The sequence below is a fragment of the Flavobacterium weaverense genome, assembly GCF_003688495.1.
Classification (GTDB): Bacteria; Bacteroidota; Bacteroidia; order Flavobacteriales; family Flavobacteriaceae; genus Flavobacterium; species Flavobacterium weaverense.
On record NZ_REFH01000011.1, the window covers coordinates 209,293 to 221,312 of the forward strand.

Annotated in this window: 8 protein-coding genes; 5 read left to right on the forward strand and 3 right to left on the reverse strand. The window is 31.6% G+C overall.

What is annotated here, in order from left to right; translation table 11 throughout:
- Positions 1-97: 97 nt before the first annotated feature.
- From BC961_RS13060 to BC961_RS13070, 3 genes are all read right to left on the reverse strand, one after another.
- Positions 98-1,744, reverse strand: a complete 1,647-nt coding sequence (locus tag BC961_RS13060; protein ID WP_121926296.1) for a RagB/SusD family nutrient uptake outer membrane protein — start codon at positions 1,742-1,744, stop codon at positions 98-100.
- A gap of 31 nt (positions 1,745-1,775) precedes the next feature.
- Positions 1,776-4,802 (reverse strand): SusC/RagA family TonB-linked outer membrane protein, encoded by a 3,027-nt coding sequence (locus tag BC961_RS13065; protein ID WP_121926297.1) that lies wholly within the window; start codon positions 4,800-4,802, stop codon positions 1,776-1,778.
- Between the two features lie 87 nt (positions 4,803-4,889).
- Entirely contained in the window at positions 4,890-5,912 is a 1,023-nt protein-coding gene (locus BC961_RS13070) for a LacI family DNA-binding transcriptional regulator (protein ID WP_121926298.1), read from the reverse strand.
- 376 nt (positions 5,913-6,288) lie between these two features.
- Between BC961_RS13070 and BC961_RS13075 the strand changes: the two genes are divergently transcribed.
- From BC961_RS13075 to BC961_RS13095, 5 genes are all read left to right on the forward strand, one after another.
- Complete coding sequence (locus BC961_RS13075; protein WP_121926299.1) at positions 6,289-7,968, forward strand: GMC oxidoreductase; 1,680 nt, start codon at positions 6,289-6,291, stop codon at positions 7,966-7,968.
- A gap of 2 nt (positions 7,969-7,970) precedes the next feature.
- Positions 7,971-8,528 (forward strand): gluconate 2-dehydrogenase subunit 3 family protein, encoded by a 558-nt coding sequence (locus tag BC961_RS13080; RefSeq protein ID WP_121926300.1) that lies wholly within the window; start codon positions 7,971-7,973, stop codon positions 8,526-8,528.
- A gap of 313 nt (positions 8,529-8,841) precedes the next feature.
- A protein-coding gene (locus BC961_RS13085) for an IS3 family transposase (protein WP_245980937.1) occupies positions 8,842-10,016 on the forward strand; the annotation gives its coding sequence in 2 pieces (ribosomal slippage) (positions 8,842-9,109 and positions 9,109-10,016; 1,176 coding nt in all).
- A 630-nt stretch (positions 10,017-10,646) separates the two neighbouring features.
- Positions 10,647-11,465: a helix-turn-helix domain-containing protein gene (locus BC961_RS13090; RefSeq protein WP_121926301.1), complete on the forward strand. Its 819-nt coding sequence runs from the start codon at positions 10,647-10,649 to the stop codon at positions 11,463-11,465.
- A gap of 66 nt (positions 11,466-11,531) precedes the next feature.
- Positions 11,532-12,020, forward strand: coding sequence for a hypothetical protein (locus BC961_RS13095; RefSeq protein WP_121926302.1), 489 nt, complete (start codon positions 11,532-11,534; stop codon positions 12,018-12,020).

The window sequence follows — 12,020 nt, forward strand, 5'->3', positions numbered from 1 at the left end:
GAATTAGAGGTAAAATAAAAGGTGGATTACTTATTTTATCTAAAAATAAAAAATACAATTATTAATACACTTCATAGATAAACAGTTGTAATGTATTTTAATACCCTGGGTTCTGTTTTAATATTGCTCCAAAATTTGCATCAATAGCTTCTTGAGGTATAGGCCAAAGTCCATGATGATCTTGAACTGTACTTCTAGTAATTTCTAGTAAGCCATATTTGCGAACACGCTCAACTAGAACACCCATCCGAGTTAATGTTTTACGCCTTCTTTCTTCATACATTAATTCTCTAGCACGCTCATCTAAAATGTAGTCCAAAGAGACATCGCTAGATGAAATTAGAGATGCATTAGATCGTTGTCTGATTAAATTAATATCATCAGCTGCTTTTTGAAAACTTCCACTTAAAAAATTCGCTTCAGCACGTAAAAGATAGGTTTCGCTCAACCTAAACACGTAAACGTCTTCTTCTGTCATCCCATTATTATTCTTTCCTTCCCAAGGCGTACCTTCTACTTTTCTCGGATAAGGATATAAATTTCGGAGTGAATCTTCAGCAATATTTACAGGTAAAATCGGCTGTCCAAAATATTTTGAGCTTGGATTATTATAAAAAAATTCTCTTCTAAAATTATACTTAGAATTTCTAATATCTGCACCAGCCTGTTTCCAAATGTCATATATTAAATAATTAGTACCCCTTATCCTCCCTACACCACGGTTTAGTTCATTGGTTGTTATTTGGGTTAAACCATTTGGATCTTTGATTCTAACCTGAAAAGGAGCCATATTACGGATAGATCGGTTACCATCTCTTGTACCTCCTCCTCCTTTAGTGAATGATTCAAACTGCCAAACATAAATAGATTCTAAATTACCAGAACTTCTATTTAGATTTCCGGTAGTAAAAAGATCTGAATAGACATCACCAGGTTGGCCCATATTCACCCCAAAGCGCTTAGTCATTAATTGATACAAACCTGAATCAATAACATCAGAAGCACTATTAATAGCATTTTGATATTGCTTAAGTCCCAGATAAACTTCGGTTAACAAATGATCTGCGGCTGCTTTTACAATTCTACCTTCGTTAGTCTTATTTACAGTTTTGGGAAGCCATTTAGAGGCAAATATTAAATCATTTTTAGCAAATTCATAAACCTCTTCTCTACTTGCTCTAACGTAGTCAAATTTTGGACTACTTTCTACTTTATCGACAATTGGTACACCTCCATAAAGATTAGCTAAAAAATTGTATGTGTAAGCCCTAAAAAATCTAGCTTCAGCAATTATTGCGTTCTTTTCTTCTTCATTTTTCCATATACCCTTTAACTCTGGCTTTTCAGCATAAATAATGATAGTATTTGCCTGGGCAATCATTTTTGTATAAGCCCACTCCCAGTTGATCTTTATTGGATCTGCGATTGGTGTCAGATAAGATGACCAGTTTTTATAAGCTTGAAATTCTAAACCTGGTGAATCAGCCACATCGGTACCTGCAAAATTTGTATCATAATAGTTTGTATCATCTTGTATAATTTCTTCTCTTGCGCTATATAAAAGTCCCGTAATATATGCTTCAAAGCCAGCCTTAGAACTTAAAACAGCCTTGTCATTTACTGATGACAAAGGAGTTTCTTCTAACAAATTATCATCTGAGCAGGAAGAAAAATAGCCTAAGATTAATAAAGGTGATATGATCCAAATTCTTCTGTAATTAAAATATGCTTTAAAAGTTATCATAATTTTATTTTTTAATGTTTGTTAATTTTGATTAAAAACCTATGTTCAATCCTAAAGCAATTGTTCTTGGCATCGGATATGCGTTATTATCATCTATTGCGTCAGTTTTGCTACCAGTGCCATTTTCTGGATCCGATCCTAGCCAATTTGTAAAAGTGTATAGATTTTTGGCACTTATCGATAACCTCAGACTTGAAAGCTTAATTTTCTGTATTGATTCCTTATCAAATTCATATCCTAAAGAAACATCTCTAATTCTGAAAAAATTACGACTTTGGTAGAAATTTGTTTTCAATGGATCTGTATAGGTAAGACCCGGTCGACTGTTAGAACGGTTTTCAGGTGTCCAATATCCTGCATCTAGCGTGTTAAACGCCCTATCAACAGAACCTGGTTTAAATAAATTGAAAGGAGCCTCCCAGCCTAATAAAGAGTTTACAAAAATTGATAATGAAAGATTTCCATAGCGGAATTGGTTTCTCAGACCTAACACATATTCAGGATTGTTTCCAGATCCTACAACAGTTCTGTCATCAGGAGTAATTTTACCATCACCATTTATATCTTTTACACGAACAAAACCAGGTTTTGAGCCATTAGGAATATCTTGATCACCCTCTTGATATATACCATTAAATTTATAATCGTAAAAAGAATTAATAGGTTTTCCAATGAACCAACTATTAGCAACACTGTCATCCTCTTTACCATCATTATTCAAATCAGTACCAAATAATTTAACTATTTTATTACTATTATATGAGAAATTTAAACTGCTGCTCCATTCAAATTTATCGGTTTTTATATTTGTAGTATTCAGTAATACTTCTATCCCCTTATTATTTACTTCTCCGATATTTGTTAATATACTTTTGTAACCGCCCATTACTGGTATACTTCTTCTCACGAGTAAATCTTCTGTCTTACTATTATATAATTCTACAGTTCCACCAATTCTACTATTAAACATTTTAAAGTCCAAAGCGGCATTTGCCGTATAAGTTGTTTCCCATTTCAAATCATTATTACCTAATGATGATGTTACTACACCAATGTTGCTAATTCCGCCATCACCAAAAACATATCGCTTAGTATCAGAAAGGCTTAAAGATTGATAAGGAGAAATTGCTTGGTTTCCAACAGCTCCATAAGATAATCTTACCTTTAATAGATTAATAGTAGAGTTTTCTTTAAAAAAGGACTCATCAGAGAGAATCCAAGCAAAAGCTGCGGATGGAAAAACGGTGTATTTATTATTGGTTGAGAAGACAGAGCTACCATCTCTTCTAGCAGTTAGAGTAAATAAATACCGATTTTTAAACTGATAATTCAAACGACTCATATAAGAAATACCTTCCGTTTCTTCTGCGTATGAGTTGTTTGTGAGGATGGATCCTAAGCTTAAATTATTATATCCAAGGCCATCAACACTTAATTGATCTGCCCGTGCAGTAGTTGTTTCATAATCTGTGTGAGTACGACTGTAAAGCAATGTCAAGTCAAAATTATGTTCAGATCCAAATTTCTTTTTGTAAGTAACAATATTTTCGAACAACCAATCGTAGCTGCTTCTATTAAATTTTTCAGCATTGGTATTATTGAAATTAATATTTAAGTCTTGTCTAACATAATTATATTCATGATCCCATCTTAGATTAGGGGAGAAATTAAGTCTATAGGAAATTGTACCTCCAAATAATTTAGAATTTAATTCTGTGTAAAAATTACTAAATAAATTATCAGAAATATCCTCATTAGAAGTTAAATTAGATTCCCATAAAGGATTAACATTGGCTTGCTCGGATAAAACTGGATATTGAGTTGGTGAACCATCCTCATTGAAATATGTTCCGTAAGGACTACCCCAATATGCATTTTTTAATAAAGCTGCCCTACCTGATCCATCTCTTTGCGAGAACATGGCATTTACACCTACTTTTATCCAATCAGCTAATTTAAATTCTAAATTAGATCGAAAAGTATAACGTTTTTCTTGATCGTTTAAAATTAGCCCTTTGTCATCACTAAAGGATGATGAAAGATAATAATTAACCAACTCTGTTCTACCAGAAATATTCAAATCAATTGAGCGTGTAAAACCTGATTTCAAGATTAAATCCCAAGCATCAGTAGTCTTTCCATTTAAATAATTCTGAGATTCAGTTGCAGATAAATATTGTCCTATCTTATTTCTATCGGCCTCTAAACCCATTTGTTTTCTCCATTCCAATTTTCTTTCCACATATTCTTCAGGACCTAAATTTTTAATTACGTTAGAGGGCTCAGAGATTCCTGTAAAAACATTTACGTTGACAGACGGTTTTGAAGTACTTCCTTTTTTGGATGTAATTAAAATCACTCCATTCGCAGCGCGAGATCCGTATATGGCAGCAGAGCTAGCATCCTTTAAAACATCAATAGTCTCTATATCCTGAGGATTGATTGCATTAAGATTTCCATTGAAGATAATACCATCTAAAACAATTAATGGTTCATTATCACCGCTCAACGAATTCTGGCCCCTAATTAATATACTACCCGCTTGGCCAGGACGTCCATCACCAATAAATTGCACGCCGGATACACCTGTCAATGATTGTGTCACACTAATATTTGGTAAATTCTTATTAGCTGCATCCATATTTACAGAAGAAATTGCACCAGTAACATTTCTTTTACTCTGTGTTCCATAACCTACAACAATGATTTCGTCTAATTTGCTTATGTCCTCACTTAAGACGGCATCGATTTTAGTCTGACTACCCACAGTAACTTCCACACTTCTAAATCCGATATAACTAAAAATCAGTATTGATTCGGTAGAAGGAACTTGAATGATATAGTTCCCCTCAAAATCAGTAGTAACGCTTGTTTTAGAATCCTTTATCAAAACACTTACACCAGGTAAGCCCATTACACTCGAAACTTCAGTTACCTTTCCAGTAATTGTGTTTTGAGCATGAACCCCTGTAAGGAATGTTAAACTGAACAGGAAAAAACTAAATAGTTTTTTGTTTGAAAATTTCTTTTCTTGTTTCTTTAAATTGTTCGCATACATACTATTATAATTTGTTGGTTAATTTTATTTTTAAGATCTAATAATGGAATAACTTAAAGGTTTAAGCAGCTGCAAAAAAAATTAGTTTTAAATATCAAATTGGTCTGCACTTTTTGTGATTAATTCTGTTTGTAAACAAGTTTTAAAAAGTTTAAAATCTTTACCCTCATCGATTTGGTCACATAGAATGGTCAATGCTTGATTAGCCATTTCTGCTACCGGCTGCAATACATATGGAACAAAAGTGTCTAAAAAATTGAAAGCTGGATTTTGATCAAATGCAACCACCTTTATTTTGTGTAAAATATTTTTATCTAAAATAATCATTTGTTTTAAACCCTCTTGTGCTAATATATTTGTATGAAAGTAAATTGCATCTACATTTAAACTAATGAGCTCTTTGATGGCTAATGCCATTTCTCTATTTAAATTTCCATAGTTAATTCTTTTAACAAGCTCTATTTTATTCATCAATCCCGCTCTATTCAAGGCTTCAACATAACCATCATATCTATCTCCATAATGATCAAGCTTAGACAGATATAAAATAGTTCCAATTTTTTTACAATTATTATTTATCAAATGGTTAGTGGCTAAAAGTGAAGATTGAAAATTGTCAATACCTACAAAATTTGTTTTCAACTCTTTAAAATATCTATCAATTAAAACCATCGGAATTTTTAAGCGTTCTAATTTTTTTATAAAATCGCCAGAGCCTTCAGGAGCTGCAATTATAAAACCATCGACCTGTCTAGTTGTTAAAAAATTTAAAATTCTGTCAAATTTATTTACATTTTCATCAGAAGAGCAAAATATAACTGTATAATCCTTAGAGAATGCTGCATCTTCAATAAATCTTGCTAAGCTCCCGAAAAACGGGTTAGCTATATCAGCTACAATTAAGCCGATTGTTCTTGTTTTATTTGTTACTAGACTACGCGCACTGAGATTAGGATAATAATTAAGTTTCTTAGCTACGTCGATTATTTTTTTAGCAGTATTTTTTGAAACTCTATTTTTTTCTCCCTTTCCATTAAGTACATAAGAAACCAGTGTAATTGAAACACCAACAGCATTGGCTATATCTTTTAAAGATGTTTTATTTTTCATTTTGCTTTAACGATTAAGCAATATTAGTAAAAAAAACAATAACAACAAATACAATTAAAATTTATTTTTATAATTATTGTTAAAAAACGGTAATTATGTTATATTATAGTCATTTTTTATGATGACTCTATTATTTTTAGTAATATTTACGGTGTTATTGTTTATACACGGCATCCAAGACTATTTAGAGATAAATATCGCTATTTTTAGACTTTAACCACCTCATTTTTAATTTTTAAGCTGGTAAAAATGAAAGTCTTATTAAAATTATAATTTAATTAGTAAATTATTGATATTTTAATATATTTGCTAGGCTGATTTCGAAAGTGAAAGATTTATTTATTTCTAATGTTTACTAAATATTTTTCAATTGAAAATGATATATGATGCTATTGTAATTGGTACGGGAATTTCAGGAGGCTGGGCGGCGAAAGAATTATGTGAAAGTGGACTTAAAACTTTGGTTTTGGAACGAGGTAGAATCGTTAACCATGGTGATTATCCAACTGCAAATAAGGATATTTGGGATTTTGAATATCGTGGAAAAACTTCCGCTAATGATACAGCTAAGCAAAAAACACAAAGCCGAACCGGTTTTGTCACTAAAGAAACCACAAAACATTGGTTTGTTAACGATATAGACCACCCCTATAATGAAAATAAAAGATTTGATTGGATAAGGGGATATCATGTTGGGGGCCGCTCACTTACTTGGGGTAGACAAGCCTTAAGAATGAGTGATTTGGATTTTGAGGCTAATAAAAAAGAAAATGTCGCTATTGATTGGCCAATTCGCTATAAAGATATTGCTCCTTGGTACACAAAAGTGGAGAAGTTTATTGGAGTTTCTGGTGAGAATTTGGGATTACCGCATTTACCAGACGGATACTTTTCAACGGCAATGGAATTAAATGAAGTCGAAAAATATTTTCAAAATCAAATTGCTAAGAAATATAAAAATAGATATTTAACAATTGGTAGATTCGCTAATCTGACTGGAGAATCAAATCATATTGGTAGAATAAATTGCGCTTATAGAAACAAATGCTCTCGTGGCTGCCCTTTAGGTGGGTATTTTAGTAGCAATTCTTCGACTTTACCTGCTGCAGATCGGACAGGTAATCTTGTTTTAAGACCTCACTCTATAGTATGTGAGATCCTTTATGATGCTTCAAGTAAAAAGGCATCAGGTGTAAAGATCATTGATGAGCAAACTCATGAAATACTAATATTTTCCGCCAAAGTAATTTTCTGCTGTGCTTCTACAATAGGCACGACAAGTATATTATTAAACTCTAAATCAGATAGGTTTCCTAATGGAATGGGTAATGATAGTGGAGAATTAGGTCATAATTTAATGGATCATCAATTTAGAGTTGGTGCTACGGGCACAACCTCTAATTTTGAAAATGTACCTTATATCGATAATCGACCAGCTAGTTTTCATATTCCACGATTTACAAATCTAGAAGGAAAGAATAATAGATCGAGTTTTTTGAGAGGCTATTCGTTTCAAGGAAGTGCAAGTAGAAAAGACTGGCGCGACGCTATAAAAGAAATGAGTTATGGAAAAGAATTGAAGGATCGTCTTTTAAAACCTGGACCATGGAGTATTGGACTTACTGGATTTGGCGAGTGTTTACCGTATCATGATAATAAAATGACGCTTGATTACAGTAAAAAAGATCAATGGGGGCTGCCAACAGTTACTTTTGATGCTGATTTTAAAGAAAATGAAGTCGAAATGCGGAAAGATATACAAAAAGAAGCCATTCAGATGTTAAATGAAGCAGGATTTGTAAACGTAAAAGGTTTTGACACAGATTTCTATTTAGGACATGCAATACATGAAATGGGAACAGCTAGAATGGGGTACAATCCTAGTACTTCTGTATTGAATAAATTCAATCAAATTCATGCAGTAAAAAATGTCTATGTAACGGATGGCGCCTGCATGACTTCATCAGGGACTCAAAATCCCTCTTTAACTTATATGGCTTTAACGGCAAGAGCAGTAGATCACGCTGTTAAGCAATTAAGGAAAAGTAATTTTTAAATATGGATAGAAGAATAGCTGTCAAGAACATAGCGTTGTTATTAGGTTTGGTAGTTTCAGGATCAACAGTTTTGAGTCTTTTTAATGCATGTAGTACTGATCAAAAAAAAATAAAGGGTGAATTCTTTGATGCAGCTGACATGTACATTGTTGAATCATTAGTAGATATTATACTTCCTATTTCATCGAGTATAGGAGCTAAAGAGCTCAATGTCTCTCAATTCGTTGATAAAATGTGCAAATATGTATTAAGAGAAGTAAATCAGAAAGAAATTAGATTGGGTATTGAAGAATTTAGAAAAAAATTTGAAAAAATTACTGATAAGATTTCAACGGAAGGAAATAGGGAAGATTATTCATTAATGATTAAAACTTATTTTGATATTTCACATAAAGAACAAAAAATAATTTTTGAAATGTTAGGTAATCAGAATGTATCAGAAGAGTTAAAAGCAACTTATCATTTGTATAAATTTTTGACTACTATTCGTGAGTATACTTTGTTAGGCTATTTTACATCAAAAGCAATAATTGACAGTCAAGTAGTAAGTGACATATAACATTTTGTTATAATTGAGAATTAATAAGCGATGCTACTTAACAGTTATTTAAAAGAAACCCGTTGTAAAACAGTTCAAGAAAGTTTTATCATGAAACTTTACTTATCATAGGCTGTAAGCGTGCGAAAACTATTAAAACAGATAAATTTTTAAAGATTTTAAAACTGCCCTATAAAATGAATTTGTGAAGCAATTTGCTCGTTTCTCTTTTTGTCTTAACGCATGATATAATTGCTATTGGTAATTTTTTAAAATAGTGGACATGCTAACTTAGCCATCACATAAAGTTAAGAAATAATCTTAATTTTAGCCTATGAAAGAAGTCCGCAAAATTTATGACAAAGCTTTTAAAGAAAAAGCCGTTCAATTGAGTTATGAGAGAACAAATGTATCGGAACTCGCCAGAGAGTTAGGAGTCACAGCTCCACAGTTGTATAAATGGCGCAAAGAGTACGAGGAGTTTGGAGAAGGAAGTTTTCCTGGGAAAGGAAATTTAAAACTCACTCCCGAGCAAGAAAAAATCCACGAACTGGAGAAAAGACTCAAAGATGCCGAGTTAGAACGTGATATATTAAAAAAAGCAATCGGCATTTTTTCCAAGAGCGGTCGATGATTTATAGTTTCATTAAAAACAATGAACAAGTATTTCCGATTGAAAAAATGTGCAAAGTTCTACAAGTGAGTAGTGGAAGTTATTACCGATGGAAGAAACAAGTAATTACAGCAAGACGACAACTAAAAATTATCATAAAAGAACAGATAACATTGATTTATTTTGCAGCGAAACAAAGATATGGAAGTCCTAGAATAACATTGGAATTACGGTATTTAGGTTATAAAGTTTCACGAATTACAGTTGCAAAATATATGAAGGAACTTGGCTTAAGAAGCAAATTAAGCAAAAAGTTCAAAGTTACAACCAACTCAAATCATAATTATTTAGTTGTCGAAAATGTATTAAATAGAGAGTTTATTGTAAAAATGCCTTCAAAAGTTTGGGTTTCGGATATTACTTATATCCAAACTAAAGAGGGGTTTGTATACCTGACCACTATTATGGATTTATACGACAGAAAAATTATTGGTTGGAGTTTGAGTGACGCAATGAGTACAGAAGAAACTACGCTTGGAGCATGGAAAATGGCGGTTAAAAACCGAGATATCGATGAAGGTTTGATTTTTCATTCTGACCGAGGTGTCCAATATGCTAGTAAAAAGTTTGTAAATGTTCTTGATTCCTATAAAAAAATAACCCGCAGTATGAGTCGTAAAGAAAATTGCTGGGATAATGCTGTGGCGGAAAGCTTCTTCAAATCTTTGAAAACCGAATTGATTTATGGGAACAAACTGATTTCTAAAGAACAAATGAAACTAGAAATCTTTGAATACATTGAAATTTGGTACAACAGAAAAAGGAGACACTCTGCTTTGAATTATGCAACTATTGAAGAATTTAACAATCAAATTAATTACAAAAATGTAGCTTAACTTATACTGCAGGTTTTATTTGCATATCCAATTACTCGTTATAAAGCAAATGCGCAGCCGTATTATATAATATTAGATACCGATGAAAATAGCTTAAACAAAGCCGTCGGATATATGCCAGATGTTGATCAATACGAACAATGGTTGAAATCAGGAATTCAACAGTTCAAGTAATAATAAGAGCTGTCCAGTATTATTGGACAGCTTTTTTTTCATTATTAAAAGGATAGAATTTTACATTATAAAATTACTTCTGACGCACGTTAATACTTAGATTAACTTATGAAATATAAACTAGTGCTAAGCTACTAATAACAATTTAGTCAAACAAAACTCTCTATTATCCAAATGGTTTATATTCAGTATCAAACGACCAGTCTCGATTATATAAGATCTCTTAGACCATTGTGACAAAATCATATTAAGTATGCATTTCCGATAACTTTAGAAATGAGATACAATTGTATATTCAATCAAATGGAAGCTACTACGAAATCTGCAGACGATGCTATAAAAAATATTACTTTTACTTTTTTATATTAATCATTAAGGATAGTAATTACCAATCTAATTTGAAAAACTAAACCTAAAATAAGGAAGGTTTATAGTAGTAAATTCATAAAAAATAAAATGAACTCGAAACTTGAAATAAAAGATAAAACAAAACCAGTTGACAATATTAAAATTTCCCCATTTAGAAAAAACATACGCAAAACTTCGCCTCACAAACACAATAACTATTTTGAAATTATATATCTTACAAGTGGAAAAGGAAATCATACTATAGACACTCAAGAATTTACAATAACACCTCCAATTATTTTTATTGTACGTAAAGAACAAGTCCATTTTTGGAATATTGAATCTGAACCATCTGGTTTTGTAATCATCATTAAAAAAGAATTTATTGATAACAGCTTAGACAAAGAAATAAAGCAATTAATTTCTAAAATAAGCGCATACACTTGTCTATACCCAAATGAAAAAAAGACTATTGAACAATTATTTGAACTTCTATGTAGAGAATATCAAGAAAGTAAAAACGATGCAATAATAGAGGGTTTAACAAAAGCTTTATTAGCCAAGTTACTTCAATCAGAAAAACCAGAAAATTTAATAGTACCCCATAAAGACAACCTCTTTGAACAATTCAGAGAACTTCTTGGTCTACAGAAAAAATTGGTAAATAAAGTAGCCTACTATGCAAATTTGCTTAATACTACTCCCCAAAATCTTAATGCCGTTTGTAGAAGAGAAAACAACCAGTCAGCCTCTGAGGTAATTTCTGAATTTATAATTAGTGAAGCTAAACGTCTATTACTTTATACCGACCTAACAATTACTGAAATTTCATATTCTTTAGACTTTAAGGATAACTCCCATTTTACAAAATATTTTAAAAGATACGCGAGTAAGCCTCCAAGTGTTTTTCGTTCAACGATCCAGTAAAAACCATTCATTTTTCAAATAAACCACAAAGTTATTTGTTTGTTGTTTATTTTTACAAAAAAAAAGATGCGAAAAACCGTAATTATACTGCTTACATTAACTATGTTGGGTTGTGGTCAAAAATCTGAAAAATCTGAAAATTTACAAACTCAAATTGACAGTTTGGAGAATAAACTTTCTGAAAGCTATAAACCTGGATTTGGCGAATTTATGGGAAATATTCAAATTCATCACGCTAAACTATGGTTTGCTGGAGAGCACAAAAATTGGAAATTAGCTGATTTTGAAATGAATGAAATTAAAGAAAATTTGGAAGGAATTCAAAAATACTGTTCTGACAGAACTGAAACCAAATCAATTGGAATGCTAAATTTAGCTATGGATAGTTTGAATAATGCTATTTTAAAAAAGAACAAAGGAATGTTTCAAAAAAACTATATCAGTCTCACTAACTCTTGTAATGCTTGTCATCAAGCTACAAATCACGAATATAATGTGATAATAATTCCTAAGACGCCACCTTTCTCCAATCAAGATTTTCAAATAAAAAATTAA